This window comes from Paenibacillus sp. FSL M8-0334 (assembly GCF_038000405.1).
In the GTDB taxonomy this organism is placed as follows: domain Bacteria; phylum Bacillota; class Bacilli; order Paenibacillales; family Paenibacillaceae; genus Paenibacillus_AQ; species Paenibacillus_AQ campinasensis.
In genome coordinates, this window is sequence record NZ_JBBOCH010000002.1 from 491,086 (window position 1) to 515,944 (window position 24,859).

A 24,859-nucleotide genomic window follows, 5' to 3' on the forward strand; every position below is an offset into this window, starting at 1 on the left:
CGAGTCATTCGTCGACGAATGAACGGTCTTACTTGATATCGTCACACAGAAACAAGCTGTCTGAAGCCGAAAATGGCGGGGGACAGCTTGTTTCTGTTGGCGAAAAAACTAAGACTTTGCTCGTTTACAGTAACAAAGGTGAGGTGGTAGTATAATTAACATAAAAACGTATGTTTAAATGTTATAAAACACACAAAAGATGTGAGGTGTTAGTCATGACATTTGTGCTGCGCGAAGAAGCGATCCCCAAGGAAAAAGTAAGATTGGCTAGAAATTATCCGGTGCTAATCGCCGATACGATCGGTGTGACCAGCCTGTATCAGAAGCTCCATTGGCACAATGTACTGGAGATTAATTACATCAAGAGCGGCACCGGTTATTACGTCATCAACGGGAAGAAATTTGAGTTCGAGCAGGGGGATGTGCTGCTCATCAACTCCAATGATCTGCACTGTGCTTACGAATCCCAGGACCTTGTCATGCTGGTCATCTCATTTGACTCCACGTGGTTTATTCACAACCTCAGATTCGACCCCGAGCTGTTCAGCCCGTTTCGCGAAATGGGCAAGCATTTCTCCAATCTGATTCCCCGCGATCACCCGGCCATGGATAAACTCCGCCCTATTTTGCTGCAGATGCAGGCAGAGCATGAGCAAGAGCAGCGATCCTACACCACGATGGTACACTCGCTTCTGCTGCAATTTCTTGCCACGGTCAATCGGGAGTGCCGTTTTGAAGGCCAGGGCCGCAGTGAGCCGAGCATCAGTGAAAGGCAGCTGGAGAAGATGCGCCAGGTGATCATGATCATGGAGGAGAACTATGCCCATCCCTGGACGCTGGAGGAGCTCGCTGCCCTCGTTTACCTCAGCCCGTCCCGTTTCAGCGAAATCTTCAAGCGGGCCGTAGGCATGCCGCCGCTCCTGTATCTCATTCATATCCGACTTGAGCAGGCGATAAAGCTGCTGGAGGGAGGACAGATGAAGGTGACGGACGTCGCTTTGGAATGCGGATTCCGCACATTAACCAATTTTAATAGGCTCTTTAAAAAGCATGTTGGCATGACGCCAAAGGCTTCACAGAGACAGCAGTTGTAAAAACCAGTGGAATAGTGCTGGTTTTTACTCGTTTTAGCAGAGAAATGAGCTAAGGGCTGCACTACAATAATGACAAGTATTCTTAAAGATATATGTCAGATAAACTGACCTTAGATGTAGAAAGGGGGAGTAAAATGTCGTTGCCATCCGAAATCCAGCGCAACCCGGAACCTAATCGCAAGAAGGGGCCATGGACGAAATTGGCCAGACAGTGGGATCTCCAGCTTATGGTCATTCCTGCCATGCTTTTCATTTTTGTATTTAGCTACATTCCGATGTATGGGGTGTTGATGGCATTTCAGGACTATAGCCTGTTTCGGGGCTTTATGAACAGTCCTTGGGTCGGGTTCAAGCATTTTGTGATGTTTTTTGAGGCGCCCGAGTTTTGGACGATTATGCGGAACACGCTGGTGATCAGCATGCTTAAACTGTGCATCGGATTTCCCGCACCGATCCTGCTCGCGCTGATGCTGAACGAGATCGGAAGGCGAACGTTCAAAAGAGTGATTCAAACGATCAGTTATTTGCCCCACTTTTTGTCCTGGGTTATCGTATCCGGCATGATTATCTCCATTCTATCCACCGACAATGGCAGCCTGAATATTCTGCTGCAGAAGCTAAACCTCATCGACGAACCAATCAACTTCATGTCCGAGCCCAAATACTTCTGGGGCATTCTGACCGCGACCAATGTGTGGAAGGAGATCGGCTTCTCTTCCATCGTATACTTAGCGGCCATTGCTGGTATCAATCCGCAGCTGTATGAGGCGGCTTCCATGGACGGTGCGAGCCGGGTGAAGCAGATTACGGCGATTACGATCCCGTCGATTCTGCCGGTTGTGATCGTATTTCTGATCCTTGCCATCGGCAACCTGCTCAATGCCGGCTTTGAGGACATCTTGCTGCTGGCAGGCAATCCGGTGCTGCGGGATGTAAGCGATGTGCTGGATACTTACGTATACCGCATCGGCATACAGAACAGCAGGTATTCCTACGCAACGGCAGCGGGACTGTTCAAGGCGGTTATCAGCGTTATCCTGCTGACGTTAGCCAACTATTTGGCCAGAAAATCAGGGAATAGCCTATGGTAGGGGGAGGTATGCATCTTGAGACTATCCAGCGGTGATCGTTTGTTTATTGGCTCGATTTACGTGTTTCTGGTATTGCTCGCCTTTGTTGCATTTTACCCGTTCTGGAACGCGGCGGTGATCTCGTTTAATTCCGGCACAGACACGATGCAAGGCGGCGTTACGTTCTGGCCAAGGGAATTCACGCTTGAGAATTATAAAGTGGTATTTAAGGATGAGCGCCTGATCGACGGCTTCATCATCTCGATCTTCCGTACGATCGTTGGCACACTGCTATCGGTGATGGCGACAGCCATACTTGCCTACGGCATTTCCAAGCCTCAATTATCGGGGCGCAATGTGTATATGGTGCTGTGCATCATCACGATGTATTTTAGCGGAGGTCTGATTCCAAGCTACTTGCTCATTCGCGAACTGGGTCTGATGAACACCTTTTGGGTGATGGTTGTGCCCGGGATTATCAATGTATGGAACATGATCATATTCCGGACTTTTTTTCGAGGAATACCGGCAGGGCTGGAGGAATCGGCCCGAATCGACGGATCTTCCAACTGGGGCGTATTGTTTCGAATCGTACTGCCGCTCTCCGGTCCGGTCATTGCCACCTTATCGCTGTTTACGGCCGTGTACCACTGGAATGACTGGTTTGCACCGAGCATTTACATTTCCAATACAGATCTGCTCCCGATTCAGACGAAGCTTCAGCAGATCTTGAACGCCAACATCATGCTGGAGCAGATGCAGAATGTGGATGCGGCAGCCCAAGGCAGAATGAGTGCCATGAGAGCAGTAACGACGAAGTCGCTGTCCATGGCTACGATGATGGTCGCCACCATCCCGATTTTGCTCGTATACCCGTTTGTGCAGAAGTATTTTGTGAAGGGTGTGCTGATCGGCTCTCTTAAGGAATAGCGAAGGCGGGTCTTGATTCAAGGGTTTGAAGCGTCAGCTTTGACCATAGATGAACAGAATAGAAGGGAGATCAAGCGATGAAAAGAGGGAAGCGCGCATTACTATCCATATGGTCAGTCACACTGGTTATGGTCATGATTCTAGCGGGGTGTTCGGGGTCAAAAGAAGGCAGCTCCACCGGCGAAGAGACAAGCGAGCCAACAGGCACGCCGGAAAGCGGAGAGTTTGTGCTGGGCGAGCAGCCTCTGGAATTTTCCTTCTACGGTCACTATGACTGGTATACCATGCCTGAATGGGGCGGCGACCTGGCCACCAAGTGGATTCAAGAGAACAAAAAGGTGAACGTGGTGCCAATCAGCTCAGGCGGAAACGCCAAAAACAAGCTGAACACGATGATTGTGTCCGGCGAGCTGCCGGATGTGATCTGGATGGAGAGAGGTGCGGATGTGGAGAAGCTTCGTGCGGAGGGCATGCTTGTTCCGTTCGATGATTATCTAGACAAATATCCGAATTTGAAAAAATGGGCCGGTGATTCAACCATCGACATGCTTCGTTCTCCGGACGGCAAGCTGTATCAGTTCCCGAACTGGTATACGACGCAGCCTAACGGCAACGCCGGTTATCTCGTGAACAAGAAAATCTACAATGAGCTGGGTGCTCCGCCGCTCGAAACACCGGAAGATCTGTATGAATATTTGAAGCTGGTGAAGGCGAACTACCCGGATGTGGTGCCGCTTGAGGTCGGTCAATCCGCGGCAGGTGTGGACATTATGGTATCGGCTTTTGCGGAGAACCGTCCGTACTTGTTCAACAGCATGATCGCTGTTCCGCAAGGAGATCAGCTGGTCTCTCTGTTTACCGATCCTGTCTATCGCGAGCTGCTTCAATATATGAGCCGCATGTACCGCGAGCGGCTGATGTCACAGGATACGTTCACCCAGAAGATCGAGCAGGTGGAGCAGAAGATCATTACGGGCAAAGTGGCTGTTTACGTCGCCTCCAGCCCGACAGAGTTCGGGTCGAAAGGAAACAGCATCCTGTCAGCCGAAGATCCGGATGCCGGTTACATCATGATCTGGCCGGTTCATAAGGAGGGGCTCGACCGGAACAAAATTTTCCCGGGGGATTACAAGCAGCTCGGCTGGAACGTCAGTGTTATTACAAAGTCGGCGAAAGATCCGGAAGCGGTCTTTGCATTCCTGGATTGGTTCACAGGACCGGAGGGTCAGCGTGTCATTATGTGGGGACCTGAAGGGTTGTACTGGGACGGAACGGATGAAGAGGATATGCCACTGTTCACCGACAAATTTGTCAACGACCCGCAGGGGCGCGATGAGCTGATGAACTCGACCGTGAACTTCCAGTGGAACGGTAACACGGTATACGTTGACAATTCCAAGATGAAGTTCGAGTCTACTCTATCGCCGGAACAGCGGAATTTCGAGACGTACTGGCAGTCCGAGATTACATGGAAGACCCAGATGAATACAACCGAATTCGTCAACCTGGATCCGGCTGGCGACAGCGAGGAAGGGATCATCGCTCAACGCGTATTCGAAATATACGAGAAAGCGAGAGCGACGGCAATCAGCATGACAGCGTCCGATGAAGAAGTTATCGCTATCCTGGACAAAGCGGAAGAGGATGCGCAGAAGGCAGGCTACAGCAAACTGCTGGAGTATAAAACGGCAAGATGGAAAGAAAACCTCGAGAAGATGAAATAGAATAAATCGACTTGGCAGGAGGCCGCGGCCCGGGCAGATGCTGGAGGACAGCGCAGGGTTCAGCTTGGGGCGCGGCTTTCATAGCCAGGCAACACATAGGAGAGATTAACCATGAATTATTATCTGGGGGTAGATGGCGGCGGCAGCAAGACTATCGCTGTTGTCGCGGATGAAACCGGACGCATAAGAGGGAGGGGAAGCAGCGGCTGTGGCAATCATCAGCTCGGTGCGGCGCTTGCGGAGCGCAGCATTAGACACGCTGTTGATGAAGCGCTTGCACAAGCGGGACTTGTGCATCGAGATATTACTTTCGCATCATTTGGGCTGGCCGGGGCAGACCGCGAGGCGGATTATGTTGTGTTAAGACCGATGATCGGGGGGCTGGGCTTTGCCGATTATCATATTGTGTGTGATACCGTGATCGCCATGAGAGCGGGGACGAGGCAGACGGATGGGGTTGTACTGATCTGCGGGAGCGGCACCAACAGCTATGGGGTCAATGCAGCTGGTCAGGAAATTCAAATCGGAGGCTTCGGGTATGCATACGGAGATTTTGGCGGGGGATATGATCTGGCGGTTGAAGTGTTCCGGACGGTCATCCGGGCATGGGAAGGCCGCGAAGAGCCCACGTTATTGACTGCGCCTACGTTAAAGGCATTGGGGTTCGCGAATGTGGAGGAGATGTTTCACCGCTCGCTGGATGAAGGAAGAAGAATTCCCCATCATTTGGCCAAGCTGTTGTTTGACGCTGCCCCCCGGGATCCGGCGGCGAGAAGGATTCTGGAGAGACAGGGCGTGGAACTGGGAACGGTGGCTTGTGCTGTTATCCGAAAGCTCGGAATGGAGAACGATGCTTTTGACGTGGTGCTTGCAGGCAGCGTCCTTACGAGAGGACAAGGGGACTATGTCGTTTCGCATATTGAACGTCTTGTGTCCCGGACAGCTCCGCAGAGCCGGCTTCGAATTCTCGACCTGGAGCCGGCTGCCGGGGCGATCTTACTGGGAATGGACTTGCATATGGGCCCGCCAGACACGGCGGTGTACAATCAGCTGTATGCAGAGCTTGCGATAAAGGAGATGGACACAGAATGGGCGCTGGATTAAAAATTGCTGTCATTGGCGGAGGATCGTCGTATACGCCGGAGCTGATCGAAGGCTTCATTCGTCATTACGATTCGTTTCCTGTAACCGATATTGTACTGGCGGATATTCCGGAGGGGCGCGGCAAGCTGGAGATTGTCGGTGGACTCGCCCAGCGGATGGTAGAGAGAAGCGGGCTGCCTATACGTCTTCAGCTGACGCTCGACCGGAGAGAGGCGCTCAAGGATGCGGATTATGTATCCACCCAAATGCGAGTCGGCTTGTTGGAGGCCCGGGGCTGGGACGAATCAATTCCGCTGAAATACGGGATGCTCGGTCAGGAGACGACCGGGGCCGGCGGCATGATGAAGGCGCTGCGGACGATTCCTGTTCTCCTCGACATATGCAAAGACATGGAAGAGCTGTGCCCGGAAGCGTGGCTGCTTAATTTTACCAACCCGGCCGGCATGGTGACGGAAGCGATACTGAAACATACCCGCATTCGTTCGATCGGGCTGTGCAATTCACCGATCGCGGCATACAAGTGGCTGTCTTCGCTATATGATCTTCCTGCTGAGCGTTTCTACTGTGAATTTGTCGGTTTGAACCATCTGCACTGGATCAGCCGGATCGAGGTGGACGGCGAGTCGAAGCTGGAGGAACTGCTGGAGGCCGGGGGCAGCTACTCCGCCAGCAATGTGCCGCAGCTGGCCTGGAATGATACGCTTATCCGCACACTGGGCGCGATCCCGTCCTATTATTTGAAATATTACTATTTGCATCGGGAAATGCTGGCAGAGCAGCAGGCGTTGGCAGCACGTGGCGAAACAAGGGCACAGATCGTCAAGCGGCTGGAAGATGAGCTGTTCGATATCTATAAGCAGCCGGAGCTTGCCGAGAAGCCGAAGCAGCTCGAGCAGCGCGGCGGGGCCTATTACTCCGAGGCGGCTGTCAACCTCATGAAGGCGATCCATACCGACAGCGGGGAGATCCAGACGCTGAATGTTCGCAATAACGGCACAATCGGCTTCCTCCCGGATGATGCGAGCATCGAGGTGAACTGTATCGTACGAAAAGAAGGTATTGTTCCGGTGCCTATTACACGGATTCCGGACGGCGTGTCCGGCCTCATTCAAGCTGTAAAAACGTACGAAAGCCTGGCGATCGAGGCGGCCGTGACGGGCAGCAGGGAGCTTGCGCTGCTGTCACTATCCGCTCACCCGCTGGTGGATTCCGTCAGCGTGGCGGAGACGATGCTGGATGAAATGCTGGAGACCAACCGCCGTTATTTGCCGCATTTTTTCAAAAGCTGAAGATCGCAAATCCTAAAAAAACAGCGGCCCTGTTTAGGACAGGGAACCGCTGTTTTTGGCATTCGCTGCTAATCCTTGATCAGCAAATAGATGAAATAAGGGGCTCCGAGGCAGGCCACGACGAGCCCGACAGGGACCTCTGCGTTGGCCATCAGCATCTTACCGATCATGTCAGCGCCCAGCAGGAGCAGCGCGCCGAGGAGTGCGGAGACCGGAAGGTAGCTTTGATGCCGCGGGCCTACCAGCTTACGGGCCAAATGCGGTGCAATAAGCCCGAGGAACGTAATGCCGCCGCCAACAGATACGCAGGCGCCAGCCAGCGCTACGGCGATAAACAGCAGCACCCGGCGCTCGCGTTCCACGCGGATGCCGAGTCCGGCCGCGGCCTGATCTCCGAGCTGCATCGCGTTCAGATAGCGCGATTTATACAGCACCCACGGGATGAGCAGCACGATCCATGGCAGCACGGCGCCCACATACGGCCAGCTTGTTCCCCAGATGCTTCCGGATAGCCATATGGTGGCTTTCATGAAATCATTCGGGTCCATCATGAGCTGGAAGACGATAATGAATGCGCCGAAGCCTGCATTCACCCCGATGCCGGACAGGATGAGCCGCACGGGCGTGACGCCATCCTTCCAGGCGACGGTATAAATGAGCAGTGCTGCGGCAAAAGCGCCGAGCAAGGCGGCAAACGGCATCATATAGATCGACAGCCATCCGGAGCCAAGGGCTCCGCCCTGGAAATAAAAAATGTACAGAACGACCGACAAGCCGGCTCCGGCGTTGATGCCAAGGATGCCGGGGTCTGCGAGCGGATTGCGGGAGACGCTTTGCAAGATCGCACCGGAAATGGCGATTCCGGCGCCGATCAGCAGGGCGATCACCATCCGGGGCAGCCGGAAATGAATCAGCACCGTCCGGTTCTGGTCTGAACCGCTGCCGGTGATGACCTGCAGCACTTCAGCCGGGCTGATGCGAATGGTGCCCAGGTTCAGACTGATTATAAATACGATTGCAATGGCAATCGCGGTAATGACCGAGACGAAGACAACTTTTCTGCCGGTGTGAAGCATTACAGCTCCCTCCCTTCTCGTCTTGCCAGATACAGGAAGAAAGGAACGCCGATAATCGCGGTGACAGCCCCTACCGGAGTCTCAAACGGAGGATTGACCATCCGTGCCGCGATGTCTGCCAGCACAAGCAACAGCCCGCCGGCCACAGCAGAGCATGGAATGATCAGCCGGTAGTCTGGCCCTACGATAAACCGGACGATGTGCGGAATGACAAGCCCGACAAATCCGATGGAGCCGCCTACGGATACAGCGGCGCCGGTAAGCAGCAGCACGACAAGCGTGCCGAGCAGCCTGACGATGTTCGTGCGCTGCCCCAGCCCGGTGGCGATATCCTCGCCAAGGCTCATGACGGTGACCGACTTGCTAACCGCTATGGACAGGACCAATCCGATGACAACGACCGGAAGGAGCAGTTGAATATGTACCCACTGCACCCCCGCTACGCCGCCGGCGTACCAGAAGCTGATGTCCTTGGCTACATTAAAGCGAAGGGCCAAACCGGATGATACCGAGCTCAGCAGCGCCGTGACTGCCGAGCCGGCGAGTGCCAATTTGACGGGGGTAAGCCCTCTTTTGGACAACGCGCCGATCATAAATACCAGGCCAGCTCCAAGCCCTGCGCCGACAAAAGCGAGCAGCATTATGACCAAGCTGGATGCGGCCGGCATGAAGGCATAGCCGAGCGTCATCAGAAATGCTGCGCCTGCCGTTACTCCCATAATGGAAGGGGAGGCGAGCGGATTGCGCGTCATTCCCTGCATGACCGCTCCCGACACGGCAAGGCTTGCGCCGATCAGCGCAGCGGCAAGCGCTCTTGGAATACGCAGCCGGTGAATAATCTGATGTGCGGTGGAGCTCGGATCAAATTGGGTTAATCCTTCCCAGACGGTCCGAAGATTGATGTTGGACGAACCATAAAGGATGGATAGAGCTGTTGCGATAACGAGCAAGACGAGACCGAGTACCAGGAAAGCCACCGCGGTTTTGGGCCTGGATTTAGCCTGCTTGCCTGCATGTTTGTGAGATTGTTGTGCCTGCATGTTCAACCTTACCTTTTGTCACATATTTATGGATTTTTAAAATCTGCACTTGCAATTGATAATGAATTTCATTATCATTTTTCTATCAACATTATATCACTTTATGCGAGCGAAGCTAGAGTGATTTGTGAAAATATACATAGGAGGAATTATACATGATTCGCAGCAAAAATAGGAGTGCAAAAATGATTTGGTTGGCCGGCTTGCTGGCGGCCTTGATGTTGCTCGCGGCTTGCGGCAACGATAGCCAAGCTGGAAATGAGACTGATCCGGCGCAGGGGGCTGATGAGCAGGTTGCCCAGGAAGAGAACTCGGGCGCAAGCGAAACCGGCGGCGAGGACACTGGCGAAGCCAAGACCGAGCGCACGCTGACCGACGCCATGGGCAATGAGGTGACGATTCCGGCGGAGCCGAAGCGGGTCATCGCTTCTTACCTTGAAGATAGTCTGGTCGCTCTCGGCATTACCCCGGTTGCCCAGTGGTCGGTTATGGACGGGACAAGCATTCAGCAATACTTGCAGGACGCGCTGCAGGGAATACCGACGATCGCGCATGATTTGCCGTTTGAAGCGGTAGCGAGCTTCCAGCCGGATCTTCTGATCATGGACTCCGCTGCTATGGTCGAAGGCGGCAAGTACAGCCAATATGCAAGAATCGCACCGACTTATGTCATTGGCACAGAGCTGAACAATGACTGGCGTGAAGAGCTGCTGACGATCGGGGAGATTTTCGGCGAGAAGGAGAAGGCGGAGCAAGTGCTCCGGGACTATGATCAAAAGGCTGCCGAAGCGAAGGAGAGCGTGAAAGATGCGATCGGGTCGGAAACGGCAGCTGCGATTTGGCTCGTAAACAACAGCTTTTTTGTCGTCAATGAGAATTTGTCCAGCGGAGCGGTATTATACGGTGATCTCGGGATTACCGTGCCGAACGTGGTGAAGGAAGTTTCGCAAAGCGGTGATAACAACTGGCTGTCGATTTCGCTGGAGAAGCTGGCGGAGCTTGACGCGGATCACCTGTTCCTGATCAACAGCGACAAATCGAGCGGCTCTCAGATGCTGCAGGATCCGCTGTGGGCGAACATTCCTGCGGTGATAAACGGCCATGTGTATGAGTATGAAGTCGGCAGTGCCTGGATGTACACCGGCGCGGTTGCCAACAGCCAGATCATCGATGATGTTCTGGAAAGTCTGGTGAAGTAAACAAGGCTGCTGTAACGTTCGAGCGCGGTGTTTAGGAGAGGATTTGGAATTGGGGTCCTATGCACGGAGGTCTGCTCGGATGTACAAAAAACACGAGCTCGGGAGGGGGATTTACCTTCCCGTCGCTCGTGTTTTGTTATTTTGCGGTACTCTTTTGCTACTGGTGCTGTCTATCAATATTCGTCATCGCGGCAATGCTCTTCAGCCGCAGATGTGAACTCCTCCTCATTGTCAGAGGCGAGCTTGTCGCCATATTGATCCAGTCGTTCTGGACTGCTGGATGGGCCGTCATTTTTTGGCTTATTGTTTCTTCCTGTCAACCATGCCACCTCCATACTGAATGTATCATTACAGGATCAGGAACACGGGTTCCTTCACGTTAACGGTTATGTTGTTCCTTTTTTGACCGGGAAATATACATCGGGCTGACGATCTCTTCGCTGCTCGAGAAGAGGGCCTTGTTCGCCGAAAAGCTGGCATGGTATCATTATGTGATTTAGAGGCTATATATTATGCCTATCAGAGCCTGTGCTCAGGATAGATTGCAACAAGGGGAGAGGTTGACAATGAAGCTGGTATCATGGAATGTTAACGGTCTGCGAGCCTGTGTCAAGAAAGGGTTCACCGATTATTTTCAGCAGGCCGATGCGGATATATTTTGTGTTCAGGAAACGAAGCTGCAAGAGGGGCAAATCGAGCTGGAGCTTGGGCCAGAGTACCGTCAATACTGGAATTATGCAGAGAAGAAAGGCTACTCGGGCACGGCGGTGTTCACCCGGATTGAGCCGCTGTCCGTCCGTTACGGAATCGAGGAGGACAGCGAGCCGGAGGGGCGGGTCATTACGCTTGAATTTGAAAGCTTCTATCTGGTTAACGTATACACACCGAATGCCAAGCGGGATTTAAGCAGGCTACCGTATCGTCTGGAGTGGGAGGATCGGTTCCGCAGCTATCTGCTTGCCTTGGATGCGATCAAGCCGGTCATCGTGTGTGAGATTTGAATGTCGCCCACCAAGAGATCGATCTGAAGAATGCAAAATCCAATCTTGGCAATTCAGGGTTCACGCTTGAGGAGCGCGGAAAGATGACCGATCTGCTGGCCAGCGGCTTTCTCGACACGTTCCGCCATTTCTATCCGGATCGCACGGATGTGTACAGTTGGTGGTCGTTTATGCCCAAGGTCAGGGAGCGGAACATCGGCTGGCGCATCGACTATTTCCTGGCCTCGGCTAAGCTGGCGGATCAGCTGGTCGACGCCGACATCGACTGTCATATCATGGGCAGCGATCATTGCCCGGTGACCTTAACGGTACGCTTGTAGCACAACGAACATGTTCTATGAACTGGAACAGCTGGCCGACGGTGCAACTGCAAGTGTGAATCTTCGCCGTATGTCTTTTTTGCCCCCGCCCAGCATGATGGGAATCGGGGGCTTTATTTATTGAGTGGAAACATTTACCTGGAGACGGGGAAAGAATATTAATATTTGTTACGGGCAACATAATTTTGGAACCTGTCCCCTAGGCTTTTCAATCCACATCAAATCGAAAGGAGTCCAACTCAAATGAAGAAAATGGTAGCTTCATTCCTGGCTGTGTTAAGCCTTGCGTTGATTCTTGTTGTTCCTGCCTTTGCGCAAAATCACACCACGAATCAGAATGATATGAACACCAACAACATGAACACCAACACGGTGAACACGAACAACATGAATGCCAACAGATACAACGCTAATGCAACGGCTGGCAATAACAACAGAACTGACTGGGGCTGGCTGGGATTGCTCGGTCTTGCAGGCCTTATCGGTCTTAGAGGCCGTAATCCGGAACGTCAATAATCCGGCAGCTGTACAGACACAAAGGCTTTGTGAAATGCATTAGCTAAAGCGGTGCTGTGAAGAGTGAAAATCCTGCTTATCCAAGCGGGATTTTTTTATTGTCTTTGTAGATTTTGCGGTTAAAAGGTTTTCACCCGGAAAAAAAAAGTTACAATAGAAAGGAGTCAATCAGGACCTAACGATAAATGGGAAACGATATGAACCGTAAAGAGAGGAAATGAACGATGATTATTAAACCTAGAACACGCGGATTTATTTGTACAACTTCTCATCCTGTGGGCTGTGCTGCCCAGGTTCAACAACAGATCGATTATGTGCTTAGCAAGCCGGCAATACAGGGCCCGCGCAATGTGCTTGTCATCGGGGCTTCGACAGGTTATGGATTGTCTGCCCGAATTGCAGCAGCCTTCGGCGCTCGGGCGAATACGGTAGGGGTGTACCGTCCTAGCCAGGGCAGTGAGAAACGTACGGCATCGGCAGGCTGGTACAACTCGGCGGCGTTTGAAAAGGCTGCGGCAGAAGCTGGACTGAAATCGTTCAGTGTGACAGGAGATGCATTCTCAGCCGAGACAAAAGCAAAAACGATAGAGCTGATCCGCCAGGAGCTGGGTCAGGTGGATCTCGTTGTATACAGCGTTGCATCCGCGCGGCGGACGCTTCCTGAAACCGGAGAGACGGTCAACTCCGTACTGAAGCCGATCGGCGAGCCTTACACGAACAAAACGGTCAACTTCCATACAGGTGAAGTGACCGAGGTGACGATTGAGCCGGCAACAGAAGAAGAAGTGAAGCATACGGTGGACGTTATGGGCGGTGAAGACTGGGATTTGTGGATGGAGGCCTTGTCCGAGGCAGGCGCACTGGCAGATCAGGCGGTAACCATCGCGTTCTCTTATATCGGCTCGGAAATTACACGGGCGATCTATCGTGACGGTTCCATTGGCCAGGCGAAGGATCATCTGGAGGATACGGCGCTGAAGCTGAGCGACAAGTTGTCGCCGATTGGCGGACGCGCTTATGTGGCCGTCAGCAAAGCGCTGGTGACCCAGTCCAGCTCGGCAATTCCTGTGGTGCCGCTGTATGTGTCGGCGCTTTACAAGGTGATGAAGGAGAAAGGCATCCATGAAGGAACGATCGAACAGATCCACCGTCTGTTCGCAGATAAGCTGTATAGCGGCGGCGAGGTTCCGGTGGACGAGAAGGGACGCATCCGCATTGACGACTGGGAACTGCGTGAGGATGTGCAGCAGGAGGTTGCCGATCTGTGGAGCCGGGTAACGAGCGACAATATCGAGCAGCTGACAGACCTGGAAGGCTACCGCCGCGAGTTTTTCCAGCTGTTCGGATTTGAGACCGACGGTGTGGATTATGATGCAGACGTTGATCCGGCCGTAGATAATCCGCATGCAATCTAATAGGTGAGCCATAACGAGGACCCGATTTCAGAATCGGGTCCTTATTCATGTAGGGCGCCTGGATTTACGGAATGGGCAACGGGAATGTATATCTGGACCCGGTCGTCGCCAAGGCGGCTTCTCCGCTCCAAACCGTACATCTCCGGGTTATAGTGGAGCCCGCGCTGTTTCATCTGCTGCATGACATAGATGAAGGATTGATCGGTATCCTCCCGGCCCGTGCCGCCTTCGTGTACATATACGATATATTCCCGGGTCGGCAGTGTAAGGCTGGTCATGCCGGGAGGAATGGTGCCAATCGCGGTGACTTCGATGCCGGCGATATAATGATAGACAGGCCCGCGGCTTAGAACGGCAGCGATCCAGTCCTGACCGCGGGTTGAACGTGGATATCGGATTTCTTGGATTCGGCTGCTTAGCTCCGTCCACAATTTGGGCTTAAGCGCTTGCGTCATATAGTAGGCGGTGAACGGCACTTTGATCTCCATGCCGACAAGATGGAACCCAGGCTTCACAAGCCGCTGCAATCCCGTCTCTGCCGGCTCAGGAAGGGAGCGCTGCCTGGCATTCAATATCGAGTATCCCCCGTGCCTGCCCTCATTCGCGTACAGCGGCACCCCGAGCTCGGACAGCTCGTGCAGATAGCGGAGCATCGTGCGACAGGACACGCCAAATTCCTCTGCCATCTGGCTGACGGTAAAGGTCTGTTTTCTCGTATACCCGCTGCATGACTTTCAGTATTCGCTCTGTTTTGGGCATGACGCGCCTCCTTGCCGTTTTATAGAAACGGTGACCGTTTTTGTCATAGTTTCAGTATATAATGAACACATAGTATGGTTAAAGGAGTGAATAGGAGATGACAGTTGAACAACGTAATGAAGCTTCAATTATAACAAAACCTGCTTTTCAGGCTGTGGGGATCAAGTGGGAAGGGACCTATGCCGAAGCGGGAGCGGGCGGCATTCGGGCCATTCATAAACAGCTGCAGGAGCGGCTTGCGGAAATTCCTTGCGCGATACATAAGGACACGATGCTCGGGCTATCCTATCACGCTCATCCCGGAGCGGAGGGGTTCACACACTATGCTACAGTGGAGGTAGAGAAGGTGGTCGACATCCCGGAAGGGATGGTGGCTATAGCTGTTCCTGAGCTGACTTATGCCACCTGTCATCACGCGAAACAGCAAAATATTCAGCAATCCTATACCAATGTGTACAACTGGATTCGTGAACAGGGCTATCAAGAGAAAGCCCCGGATGGATTGACCCATCTGGAGCAATATCCGATGGACCAGGACCCGTATGATGACCAGCCTGAATTTGTCATTATGATCCCTGTGAAATAAGAGATTCTTAAGGTATTCTCATAAAGTGGAATAACATGTAAATCCAGTAGATATACCGTGCATTTTCATAAGAAGCTCCGACGTCAGATGGTTTCACATCAATGGAGGCGTCATCAGTGTTGGACGGCTCAAGACCATAGATTTTGCGCAATTCATCTTCTCGTTCTTGACTTACAACTACACTTTGCATGTCTAATGCAGGCTTGCTTTCCCCGGCTCTAAGGCTTTCGATTGTAACCTCGGTGTCGGTTATAACTTCAGCCTGTACCAGCGGTGAGAACAGAGAAGAAAAGGTGTACAAAAAGGATATCAGTACAGCAGAAATCATGATATGTAAACGCATATTACCAACTCTCTTAATTGTATTGAGCCAAGCGGAATTATCATTCATCCTTTCGTGTCGGATGAGGCTCTACAATATAAACCAACTTTTATCGTAAGATGTTATACCTATATTCTAAAAATATTTCATGCGATTTGAAGTACAGTAAACAGGTTTTACAAGATACACGGAGGGGAGAAACAGAACATCATGATCGATTTGATCCAGCTGCGCAGGGAATTGCATCGTTACCCTGAGCTTGGCTTCACCGAATTTCGCACAGCCGCGATGGTTGTGAAGATGCTGACCGGGATGGGCTACCGCGTTATTTACGGCAAGGATGCGATCGAAGGATCGGCCAGACGGGGGCTTCCTCGTCCGGAGGTGCTGGAAGAGGCTTATCAGCGCGCCTTGCGCGAAGGTGCCGATCCGGAGATCGTGCAGAAGATGAGAGGCGGCTATACCGCGGTAGTCGCAGAGCTGGAAGGGATGGAGGCTGGGCCGACGACTGCTTTCCGTTTTGATATGGATGCGTTGCCGATCACGGAAAGCGCACTAGACAAGCATACGCCGCAGGCGACAGGCTTTCGCTCCGAGCATGAAGGCATTATGCATGCCTGTGCTCATGACGGCCATACTGCGATGGGACTGGCCTTGGCGGATCGGCTGAAGGACAGGCAGTTTGCGGGCAAAGTGCGCCTTCTGTTCCAGCCTGCCGAAGAGGGAGTGCGGGGAGCTTACGCGATGGTTGAAAAAGGGATGCTGGATCAGGTCGACAGACTGTTCTGCCTCCATCTCGGTGTAGGGGTTCCATCCGGCCATATCCGGGGAGCGGCAGCGGGATTTCTCGCAACGACGAAGCTAGAGGCGAGATTTACCGGCATATCGGCTCATGCCGGGGCTTCGCCGGAGGAAGGCCGCAACGCCCTGCTAGGGGCATCGACAGCGCTGCTGAATATTCATGCGCTGCCGCGATTCAGCTCTGCGGATACCCGGATTAATGTAGGGGTTCTCGAGGGAGGAACCGGCGCGAATATTATTGCCGAGCATGCGCGCATGATCATCGAGACCCGCTCGGCCGATGAGGCGACGAACCGGGAGCTGGAGCGGCGAGTGCGCATGATTATCGAGCATAGCGCCCGGATGCATGAGCTCCAGGCGGAGGTTGAAGTGATCGGCGGCGCCATTCCGATCCGCTGTGATCTGGAGCTTGCAGCGCTTGCGGTCCGGGAGGCCGGACATATACCGGAATTCACCTGTGCCGAAGTGGTTCAGGACAGCGCCGCTCTCGGCAGTGAGGATGCCAGCTACATGATTCGTCGTGTCCAGGAGCAAGGAGGGCTGGCCACCTATATGATCATTGGCACTCAGTTGTCCGCCCCGCATCATCATCCCGGATTCGATATCGATGAAGCGGTGCTGGAGCCGGCGGTGAATCTGCTCGAACGGCTGGCTAGAACGATGCAATAACAGGTAGCTGAAGGCTGCTCTCGTAAGTCATGGTTATGACTTGAGGGCAGCTTTTTTTTCATGACGGCGGCGCTTTTTCACCAGCATGATGACCCTGCTCTCTTCACTTTCAGATTTTTATATCGAATCATCATTTTGTTACATGTGGTTTCGTCCAAGGCCGTTTTACAATGAACAGGAGACCGGTGTGCGGTCAAGTTATGCAGATGGATACACAGATGACAGGGGAACCGAACCAGGCTTGGCCTTGGCCGGGAACCTAATGATAGTGGAAGCGAGGAGTGAAGAAGCATGTCAACTCAATTCAGATTTTCGTCGTTTCATCCAGCCGTCACAGGCCTGCTGCATGGAGGAGACTATAATCCCGACCAATGGCTGGCTTATCCGGATATTATTCAGGAAGACTACCGGCTGATGAAGCTGGCCAATTGCAATGCATTCACACTGAATGTGTTTGGCTGGAGCGCGATTGAGCCGGAGGAGGGACGCTATGAGTTCGGCTGGCTCGATCAGATGATGGATAACTTGGCGGAGAGGGGCATCCAGGTCATTCTGGCGACGCCGAGCGGAGCCCGACCGGCATGGATGTCGGCTAAATATCCCGAAGTGCTGCGTGTACAGAGCAATCGGCGGCGCAATCTGCACGGCCACAGGCACAATCACTGCCTGACTTCCCCGGTATACCGGGAGAAGACGAGGGAGATCAACCGAAGACTGGCCGAACGGTACAAGGATCACCCGGCGCTTATTCTGTGGCATATCTCCAACGAGTTCAGCGGGGACTGCCACTGCGATTTGTGTCAGGAGGCATTCCGTCAGTGGTTGAAGCGGAAGTACGGCACGCTGGAAAAGCTGAACCATGCCTGGTGGACCGGCTTCTGGAGCCATACGTTTACGGATTGGACGCAGATTGAATCCCCTGCTCCGCATGGGGAGGATCAGGTGCACGGGCATAATCTCGATTGGAAGCGGTTTGTAACCGACCAGACGATCGATTTTTACCGGAATGAAATCGCGCCCTTGCGGGAGATCACACCGAATGTCCCGGTAACGACCAACTTTATGGGCGATTATCCGCATATGGGGCCGTACATCGGACTGAACTATGCGAAGTTCGGCAAGGAAGTGGACGTCGTCTCCTGGGACAGCTATCCGACCTGGCATCATGATGCTCAATCAACGGCTGATCTGGCCGCCGATGTCGCTTTTGTTCATGATATTTATCGTTCGATGAAAGAGGGGCAGCCGTTTCTTGTGATGGAGAACACGCCGTCCCTGGTGAACTGGCAACAGGTGAACAAAACGAAACGTCCCGGCATGCATGCCTTATCTGCCGTACAATCGCTGGCCCACGGGGCGGATGCCATCCTGTATTTTCAGTGGCGCAAAGGACGGGGCGCTTCGGAGAAATTCCACGGCGCTGTGGTAGGTCACAGCGGACATGAACATACTCGCGTATTCCGTGAGGTCGCCGAGCTGGGGGATATTTTGCGCCGCCTTGGTGATATTCAAGGTACGAGTGTGAAGCCTGAAGTAGCGGTCATTTATGACTGGGAGAATCAGTGGGCGATGGATGACGCTCAGGCGCTCAAGCCGAGAGAGAAGCGTTATATCGAGACTTGCCAGGCACACTACAAAGCTTTCTGGAAGCGGGGCATCCCGGTGGATATTATTGACATGGACAACGATTTTTCGTCTTACAAGCTGGTGATCGCACCGATGCTGTACATGATTCGTCCCGGCGTTGCGGAGCGGCTGGAGCAGTTCGTCCAGAAGGGGGGAACGCTGGTGGCTACGTACTGGAGCGGCATCGTGGACGAGTCTGATCTCACCTTCCTGGGCGGCTTCCCTGGACCGCTGCGCTCACTGCTCGGCATATGGGCAGAGGAAATCGATACGCTGTATGATTCCGATCGGAACAGCATTCGACTGACGTCCGAAGCTCTTGGCCTGGACGGAACTTATGAAGCCAGAGAATACTGTGAGGTGATTCATGCCGAGACTGCCGAAGTATTGGCAGCTTATGCATCCGATTATTACGAGGGCATGCCTGCGCTCACGGTCAACACTTTCGGACGGGGACAAGCTTATTATATCGCCTCCCGCAACGAGGACCGTTTCCATCAGGATTTCTACGACCGGCTCGCACAACAGCTTGGAATTAGAGCGGTGCTGGATGCCGCTTTGCCGGACGGAGTATGCGTCCAGATGCGCTCTGACGGCGAGTCCGAATATGTGTTCATTATGAATTTCTCGGAAGTTTCGCAGCGAGTGGATCTGCCGGAGCATGGCTATGAAGATGTGCTTGGCCAGCAGCCGGCAGCGGGCGAACTGATCTTGCCCAAGTATGGATTTGCAGTGTTAAGACGCCAGGCAATCCGTTACAATAGAGCATAAGCGATCTTGAAAAGCCTGTTTATTGGATGAACAGGCTTTTCAGTTATGCTGCCTGTGGCGGTAGAACACATGAGATGGAAGTTGGGGGATACCGCACAGATTAAACGGAACACGACTGTCGTGTCAGGCTTGAAGGGTGATTGCTATGGAGAAAATCAGATACACCTTGTCAGGGCAGGAGCGGCCTTTGCCTTTATTTGTAGAGAGCGTTGGCTATAATCCGAGGGAAGAGGACTTTGCCAGGCCGGAAGGATACCCGTATTTTCATTGGCTGCAAACGGTCGAGGGAGAAGGAGAGTTCAGGTTTTCCGGTGAGGAAGTTACGCTGAGCAAGGGAAAGGGAATACTGCTCATGCCGTTTACGGCACATTCCTATTACTGTACAGGGGACGGCGATTGGTCGACGCTGTACATGACGTTTGGCGGCGCCTCGGCGGACAGCATTTTGCATGCGCTGGGCATCTCCTCCGCGGTCTATACCGAAACAGAGGAATTTCCGTTCTCGGAGCTGATCTGGCGCATGATGTACCTGATGGGGAAGGGAGCGGAGTTTTCCCGGCTGGACGCATCCGAGGAGCTGTACCGCTTTTTAATTATGCTGAAAAAATACGGCAAGACGCAAAGCCAGCACTCCCTGTCCCATTACTATGAACGGATTCGACCGGTTGTAGAGTGGCTTGAGCGCATGTATGCCGACAATATCGGACTGCAAGAGATGGCGCGCGAGGCGGGCATGAGCTCCCAGCACCTGAGTCACCTGTTCCGCCAGACCTTTCATATGAGTCCATATGCCTTTCTTATCCAGCTTAGGATTCGGGAAGCCAAGAAGCTGCTGGTTGCCAGTCCGGACATGACGCTGAAGGAAGTGGCGCAGCGTGTGGGCTTTCAAGACGTCAGCCACTTCGTGGCTACCTTTAAACGAATCGAGCATATCACTCCGAATCGGTACCGCCATCTGTTCAACTAAAATGAAAAAGACCTGGATGCGCCCATCTACTTCGCAGGGCCGGGATTCAGGTCTTTCGTATGAATACGTCTATTCCAGGTTTAATGCCCGTTTCAGCTGAATGATCCTGGTGCTGTCGATATGATTGCATTTCGGGACATGGCGCTTGAGAAAAGGCACCACATGCTCGATATACTCATCCACCTTCTTGGCCGGGTTCTGCTCCGGCATATGAAGTATAAACCGCGCCAGCACACGGGATTCGAGCGACCAGGTCGTCTGGTTCCGGGCTGGCTTGTCGATCGACACGATCTGTTCCGTCACAATTTCCCCGTCCAACCGGTTCAGCTCATCTTCAATATATTGTCTGTAGTTCTCTTCCGCAGGTACTCTCAGCCTACATTGTGCGTATGTAATCACTTCGATCACCGTCAACCGTCCTCCTGTGTCTGATTCCTCCCCATTATACAATGACGTGCCGTCGATTATAAGCAAGATGTGTTGATTTATTTTCGAGATATACTTTACATATTGTGTAATATGTATGTTATACTTATATCTTGAAGAAATTATAGCATCAGGCTGATGAATGAGATGCGGCAAAGGGAGGATTACCAAATTGAGTACAACCATTAAAGTAGGAATCGTCGGTTATGGAAATTTAGGAAAAGGTGTTCAGAAAGCGATCGGACAAAACCCTGATCTGGAACTGGTCGCCATATTCACGCGCAGAGATCCACAGCAGATGACAGATGCATCCGGTGCACGTTTTGAACATATGACAGCAGCCGAGCAGTATATTGGCAAAATCGATGTGATGATTCTGTGCGGAGGATCCGCTACGGATCTGCCGGAGCAGACGCCACAGATTGCCCGTCTGTTTAACACGGTGGACAGCTTCGATACCCATGCGAAAATTCCGGAGTTTTTCGAACAGGTGAACAAGGCCGCTCAAAGCGGAGGTAATGTCAGTGTCATTTCTACCGGCTGGGACCCGGGGCTGTTCTCGATGAACCGTCTGCTGGCTGAATCAATTCTGCCGGAAGGCCGCGAGTACACGTTCTGGGGCAAAGGCGTGAGCCAGGGCCACTCGGATGCGATTCGACGCGTACCAGGCGTTAAGGCTGGCGTACAGTACACGATCCCGGTGCAAGATGTCATTGAGTCGATCCGTTCCGGAGAGACACCGGATTTGACCACACGCGAGAAGCATGTAAGAGTGTGCTATGTCGTTCCGGAGGAAGGCGCAGATCTTGAGCAGATCAAGCAAACGATCGTGTCGATGCCGAACTATTTTGCCGACTACGACACCACCGTGAACTTCATTACTCAAGAGGAGCTCGATGCTGAGCATTCAGGCATGCCGCATGGCGGGTTTGTCATCCGAAGCGGCGTTACCGGCAACGGCAACAAGCAAATCATTGAATTTGGCCTCAAGCTGGACAGCAATCCCGAGTTTACCGCAAGTGTGCTTGTCGCATATGCGAGAGCTGCCTATCGCTTGAAGCAAGAGGGACAGCAAGGTGCCAAAACGGTGTTTGACATTCCGCTTGGCTACCTCTCCCCGAAATCGGCTGAGGAGCTCCGCCGCGAGCTGCTGTAAGGCCCGTTTCGTTTAATCCCCTGATACACAAGTGAATCCCTGTCGTCATGAAAGACGGCGGGGATTTTTGTGTTTGCTTTGCTTTGTATGCTTATGCGAGCATTGCGCTAGCCAATCCTCCTTCCAAGTGCTTTATTCAGGCCGCGGGCCTGCGGCACCTGGAAAGAAACTTCGGCTAACATGGGGAGCGTAGCTTAAACGACGCCTTGGGCGATCATCGCATCGGCCACTTTCAGGAAGCCTGCGATGTTGGCGCCAGCGACGAGGTTGCCGGGGGTACCATACTGCTCTGCGGCCTCGACAGCACTGCGGTAAATGTTTTTCATAATCTGCTGCAGTTTGTCATCCACCTCTTCGGCGCTCCAGGAGAGACGCATGCTGTTCTGGCTCATTTCCAGTGCAGATACGGCTACACCGCCGGCGTTGGCAGCCTTGGCCGGTCCGAATAGAACACCAGCCTGCAGGAACAGCTCGATAGCCTCAAGGGTAGATGGCATGTTCGCGCCTTCCCCCACAGCTTTGACACCGTTGTGGATCAGCGTTTGAGCTGCTTCGGCGTCCAGCTCGTTTTGGGTAGCGCATGGCAGGGCGATGTCGCAAGCGATGTTCCAAATGCCGGTGCTGCCCGGATAATATTGCGCATGTGGATGAATGCGCACATATTCGCTGATGCGCAGACGATCGCGCTCTTTGAGCTGCTTGAGTGTTTCAAGCTGGATGCCCTCAGGATCATAGATGTATCCGTTCGAATCGCTGCAAGCGACGACGTGAGCGCCTAGTTGCTGTGCCTTCTCAATGGCATAGATGGACACATTGCCGGAGCCGGACACGACCACACGGCTGTCCTTGAAGCTGAGTCCCTTGGCGGCGAGCATCTCCTGTACAAAATAGACACAGCCGTATCCGGTTGCCTCTGTGCGTCCGAGGCTGCCTCCATACAGTACGCCTTTCCCTGTCAATACGCCAGCTTCATGTCCGCCGCGAATGCGGTTATATTGACCGAACATAAAGCCGATTTCCCGCGCGCCAACGCCGATATCTCCGGCAGGCACATCGGTGTCAGGCCCGATATGACGATACAGTTCTGTCATAAAGCTTTGCGTAAAACGCATCACTTCTTGTTCGGATTTGCCTTTGGGATCGAAATCAGAACCGCCTTTTCCGCCTCCAATCGGCAGTCCGGTCAGCGAGTTTTTGAAGATCTGTTCAAAGCCTAGAAACTTAATGATACCGGCATAGACCGAAGGATGGAAACGAATGCCGCCTTTATACGGCCCGAGGGTGCTGTTGAATTGAACGCGGAAACCGCGGTTCACTTGAACCCGGCCTTGATCGTCTGTCCACGGCACACGGAAGGTAATCATGCGCTCCGGTTCTACAAGGCGCTCCAGGATTCCGTATTCCCGATATTTCGGCTGTTCGGCCAGGACCGGGACAATCGAGTCGAGAAATTCACGGACAGCCTGATGGAATTCAGCTTCATGCGGATCGCGGGACACGACCTGGGCATAGATAGACTCAACATAATCTTTCGCGGCAGCAAGCGGCGAAGAAACAGAAACATGGGTAGTCACTTTTACGATGCACTCCTTCAAATGGTTAAAGTAGTAAGGCGTGGAACGCCCTGTCAACATCATGGCTAAGGACGTCAGGACAATCTCACCATGGAAGCATTTTCAGCCGTTTGTATAAATGCAATAAATTTTTGCACAAATTCAAGTGAGGTTGAAGAGGATTTTATAGAATATCCACATCGTTTTCCAATAAAATCATTTTTTTGACCTCATTAATAATTTCTATGCACCTATCGTTTTATGTAAGTTTTTTGTGTTGAAAAAACAAGGTTTCTTGTTATAGGGATGGAGGGAGTTTACTTGTTATGGCAGGTTTTTCGAGGGATTTTCGTGCCAGAACCATCGTGAGGATGATCGGGATGATGGATTCGAAAAGTGCAAATGAATGAGGGATGATTATTTTTGATTTTGAAAATAATTGTGGATTAATTTCGGATATGGTTGTATAATTATACGTTTTATCATGAGGATGGGTTATGTGAGTCCATATGTTAGCCGAGCAGCTGTCAACGAAAGCAGTAACAGCCGATATATGACAAGCAGCCCGCGTCGATGACGCGGGCTGCTTCTGTTAGGAAAAGCGCTAGATGTCTTCTCCGGTCGCCACCGGGTTGTCCGGATACGAGATCCAGTCGCTCCAGCTTCCTGCATACAGCTTGACGTTCCGGTATCCGGCTTCGTGCAATGCCAGCACATTCGGGCATGCGGTTACGCCAGAGCCGCAATAGACGATAATGTCTGAAGTTTCAGGGATATCTGCGAATCGCCGCTGAATGGCCGCTGCATCAAGCCATCGTCCTTGTTCATCCAGCAGCTCCTTCCAGAAATAATTGACCGCGCCGGGAATATGTCCGGCCTTGGTATCGATCGGCTCCTCAATACCGGCATAGCGGCGAGGTTCGCGAGCGTCGATCAGCATGCTGCTTCCTTCGCGGGAAGCTGTCCGCACCTCCTCGACATCAGCCAGCATTCCCGGTTGAAGCTTCGGCTCATATGTAACAGGAATAACAACCGGCTGCTCCTTCGTTACCGGGTAGGCAGCTGCTTTCCAATGCGTAAAGCTTCCGTCCATCACATAAGCCTGGTCGTGGCCGGTGTATTTCAGCAGCCACCACAAGCGGCTGGCCATGGCACCGCCTTGGTCGTCATATGCAATGACCCGCATACCATGATGGATGCCGGCCTTACCCAGCGAAGCTGCAAGCTGGTCCATATCAGGCAGCGGATGACGCCCACCGTGAGCGGCAACCGGTGCGGAGAGGTCCCGCTCCAAATCCAGATACACCGCGCGCGGAATATGTTCCTCATCATATGCGGTCCGGCCTGCATCCGGCTGTCCCAGAATAAAGCGGCAGTCTACAATGACAATGTCAGGTTCGTACAGGCGGGCCAGCAGCCATTTCATCGATACGATATGTTTCATC

At 52.8% G+C, this 24,859-nt stretch carries 22 protein-coding genes and 1 pseudogene; 15 read left to right on the forward strand and 8 right to left on the reverse strand.

Going from position 1 to position 24,859, the window contains the following annotated elements; all coding sequences use genetic code 11:
* The first annotated feature begins 215 nt into the window (after positions 1–215).
* The 6 genes from MKX64_RS16420 to MKX64_RS16445 all read left to right on the forward strand — a co-directional run bounded on the left by MKX64_RS16420 (position 216) and on the right by MKX64_RS16445 (position 7,211).
* A complete protein-coding gene (locus MKX64_RS16420) occupies positions 216–1,094 on the forward strand; it encodes an AraC family transcriptional regulator (protein ID WP_095266406.1) in 879 nt (292 codons plus the stop codon).
* Between the two features lie 134 nt (positions 1,095–1,228).
* On the forward strand, positions 1,229–2,185 hold the full coding sequence (locus tag MKX64_RS16425; protein WP_095266407.1) for an ABC transporter permease: 957 nt from the start codon (positions 1,229–1,231) through the stop codon (positions 2,183–2,185).
* A 12-nt stretch (positions 2,186–2,197) separates the two neighbouring features.
* Positions 2,198–3,094, forward strand: a complete 897-nt coding sequence (locus MKX64_RS16430; protein WP_095266408.1) for a carbohydrate ABC transporter permease — start codon at positions 2,198–2,200, stop codon at positions 3,092–3,094.
* A 77-nt stretch (positions 3,095–3,171) separates the two neighbouring features.
* Positions 3,172–4,818 (forward strand): extracellular solute-binding protein, encoded by a 1,647-nt coding sequence (locus MKX64_RS16435; protein WP_179292150.1) that lies wholly within the window; start codon positions 3,172–3,174, stop codon positions 4,816–4,818.
* A gap of 111 nt (positions 4,819–4,929) precedes the next feature.
* On the forward strand, positions 4,930–5,922 hold the full coding sequence (locus MKX64_RS16440) for an N-acetylglucosamine kinase (RefSeq protein ID WP_095266409.1): 993 nt from the start codon (positions 4,930–4,932) through the stop codon (positions 5,920–5,922).
* Positions 5,907–7,211 (forward strand): 6-phospho-beta-glucosidase, encoded by a 1,305-nt coding sequence (locus tag MKX64_RS16445; RefSeq protein WP_095266410.1) that lies wholly within the window; start codon positions 5,907–5,909, stop codon positions 7,209–7,211. Before MKX64_RS16440 ends, MKX64_RS16445 begins: the two co-directional genes overlap by 16 nt.
* A gap of 68 nt (positions 7,212–7,279) precedes the next feature.
* Here the strand turns inward: MKX64_RS16445 and MKX64_RS16450 are convergent, their stop codons facing one another.
* A complete protein-coding gene (locus tag MKX64_RS16450) occupies positions 7,280–8,287 on the reverse strand; it encodes a FecCD family ABC transporter permease (RefSeq protein ID WP_095266411.1) in 1,008 nt (335 codons plus the stop codon).
* Positions 8,287–9,327, reverse strand: a complete 1,041-nt coding sequence (locus tag MKX64_RS16455) for a FecCD family ABC transporter permease (RefSeq protein ID WP_095398905.1) — start codon at positions 9,325–9,327, stop codon at positions 8,287–8,289. The genes MKX64_RS16450 and MKX64_RS16455 overlap by 1 nt, the downstream gene beginning before the upstream one ends.
* A gap of 185 nt (positions 9,328–9,512) precedes the next feature.
* Here MKX64_RS16455 and MKX64_RS16460 point away from each other — a divergent pair, with 185 nt between their 5' ends.
* A complete protein-coding gene (locus tag MKX64_RS16460; RefSeq protein ID WP_341036659.1) occupies positions 9,513–10,526 on the forward strand; it encodes an iron-hydroxamate ABC transporter substrate-binding protein in 1,014 nt (337 codons plus the stop codon).
* 173 nt (positions 10,527–10,699) lie between these two features.
* Here the strand turns inward: MKX64_RS16460 and MKX64_RS16465 are convergent, their stop codons facing one another.
* Positions 10,700–10,846: a hypothetical protein gene (locus MKX64_RS16465; RefSeq protein WP_176475611.1), complete on the reverse strand. Its 147-nt coding sequence runs from the start codon at positions 10,844–10,846 to the stop codon at positions 10,700–10,702.
* A gap of 246 nt (positions 10,847–11,092) precedes the next feature.
* On the opposite strand from MKX64_RS16465, the pseudogene MKX64_RS16470 reads away from it, so the two are divergent.
* The 3 genes and pseudogenes from MKX64_RS16470 (at position 11,093) to fabV (ending at position 13,778) form a co-directional block, all read left to right on the forward strand.
* Positions 11,093–11,847: pseudogene (locus MKX64_RS16470) on the forward strand (exodeoxyribonuclease III).
* A gap of 243 nt (positions 11,848–12,090) precedes the next feature.
* The gene (locus MKX64_RS16475; protein ID WP_095266415.1) at positions 12,091–12,363 is read left to right on the forward strand and encodes a WGxxGxxG family protein; all 273 of its coding nucleotides are present in this window, start codon (positions 12,091–12,093) and stop codon (positions 12,361–12,363) included.
* Positions 12,364–12,587: 224 nt separating this feature from the next.
* Positions 12,588–13,778 (forward strand): enoyl-ACP reductase FabV, encoded by a 1,191-nt coding sequence (gene fabV, locus MKX64_RS16480; protein WP_095266416.1) that lies wholly within the window; start codon positions 12,588–12,590, stop codon positions 13,776–13,778.
* A 41-nt stretch (positions 13,779–13,819) separates the two neighbouring features.
* Here fabV and MKX64_RS16485 read toward each other — a convergent pair whose 3' ends face one another.
* On the reverse strand, positions 13,820–14,446 hold the full coding sequence (locus MKX64_RS16485) for a GyrI-like domain-containing protein (RefSeq protein ID WP_341036663.1): 627 nt from the start codon (positions 14,444–14,446) through the stop codon (positions 13,820–13,822).
* 188 nt (positions 14,447–14,634) lie between these two features.
* Here MKX64_RS16485 and MKX64_RS16490 point away from each other — a divergent pair, with 188 nt between their 5' ends.
* Positions 14,635–15,123, forward strand: coding sequence for a GyrI-like domain-containing protein (locus tag MKX64_RS16490; RefSeq protein WP_095267206.1), 489 nt, complete (start codon positions 14,635–14,637; stop codon positions 15,121–15,123).
* Positions 15,124–15,130: 7 nt separating this feature from the next.
* Here the strand turns inward: MKX64_RS16490 and MKX64_RS16495 are convergent, their stop codons facing one another.
* A complete protein-coding gene (locus MKX64_RS16495; RefSeq protein WP_095267207.1) occupies positions 15,131–15,466 on the reverse strand; it encodes a hypothetical protein in 336 nt (111 codons plus the stop codon).
* Positions 15,467–15,655: 189 nt separating this feature from the next.
* On the opposite strand from MKX64_RS16495, the gene MKX64_RS16500 reads away from it, so the two are divergent.
* From MKX64_RS16500 to MKX64_RS16510, 3 genes are all read left to right on the forward strand, one after another.
* Positions 15,656–16,915, forward strand: coding sequence for an amidohydrolase (locus MKX64_RS16500; RefSeq protein ID WP_341036664.1), 1,260 nt, complete (start codon positions 15,656–15,658; stop codon positions 16,913–16,915).
* A 291-nt stretch (positions 16,916–17,206) separates the two neighbouring features.
* Positions 17,207–19,312 carry a beta-galactosidase gene (locus MKX64_RS16505; RefSeq protein ID WP_341036665.1) on the forward strand — a complete coding sequence of 702 codons (2,106 nt, stop codon included), beginning with the start codon at positions 17,207–17,209 and terminating at the stop codon, positions 19,310–19,312.
* Positions 19,313–19,457: 145 nt separating this feature from the next.
* A complete protein-coding gene (locus tag MKX64_RS16510; protein WP_095399099.1) occupies positions 19,458–20,279 on the forward strand; it encodes a helix-turn-helix domain-containing protein in 822 nt (273 codons plus the stop codon).
* A 69-nt stretch (positions 20,280–20,348) separates the two neighbouring features.
* Here MKX64_RS16510 and MKX64_RS16515 read toward each other — a convergent pair whose 3' ends face one another.
* Complete coding sequence (locus MKX64_RS16515) at positions 20,349–20,687, reverse strand: hypothetical protein (RefSeq protein WP_095399098.1); 339 nt, start codon at positions 20,685–20,687, stop codon at positions 20,349–20,351.
* Positions 20,688–20,877: 190 nt separating this feature from the next.
* Between MKX64_RS16515 and MKX64_RS16520 the strand changes: the two genes are divergently transcribed.
* Positions 20,878–21,861, forward strand: a complete 984-nt coding sequence (locus MKX64_RS16520) for a diaminopimelate dehydrogenase (RefSeq protein WP_095399097.1) — start codon at positions 20,878–20,880, stop codon at positions 21,859–21,861.
* Positions 21,862–22,055: 194 nt separating this feature from the next.
* On the opposite strand, the gene gdhA is transcribed toward MKX64_RS16520, so the two are convergent.
* Positions 22,056–23,435, reverse strand: coding sequence for an NADP-specific glutamate dehydrogenase (gdhA, locus tag MKX64_RS16525; protein ID WP_095399096.1), 1,380 nt, complete (start codon positions 23,433–23,435; stop codon positions 22,056–22,058).
* A gap of 583 nt (positions 23,436–24,018) precedes the next feature.
* Positions 24,019–24,858 carry a sulfurtransferase gene (locus MKX64_RS16530; RefSeq protein ID WP_341036666.1) on the reverse strand — a complete coding sequence of 280 codons (840 nt, stop codon included), beginning with the start codon at positions 24,856–24,858 and terminating at the stop codon, positions 24,019–24,021.
* Position 24,859 lies beyond the last annotated feature (1 nt).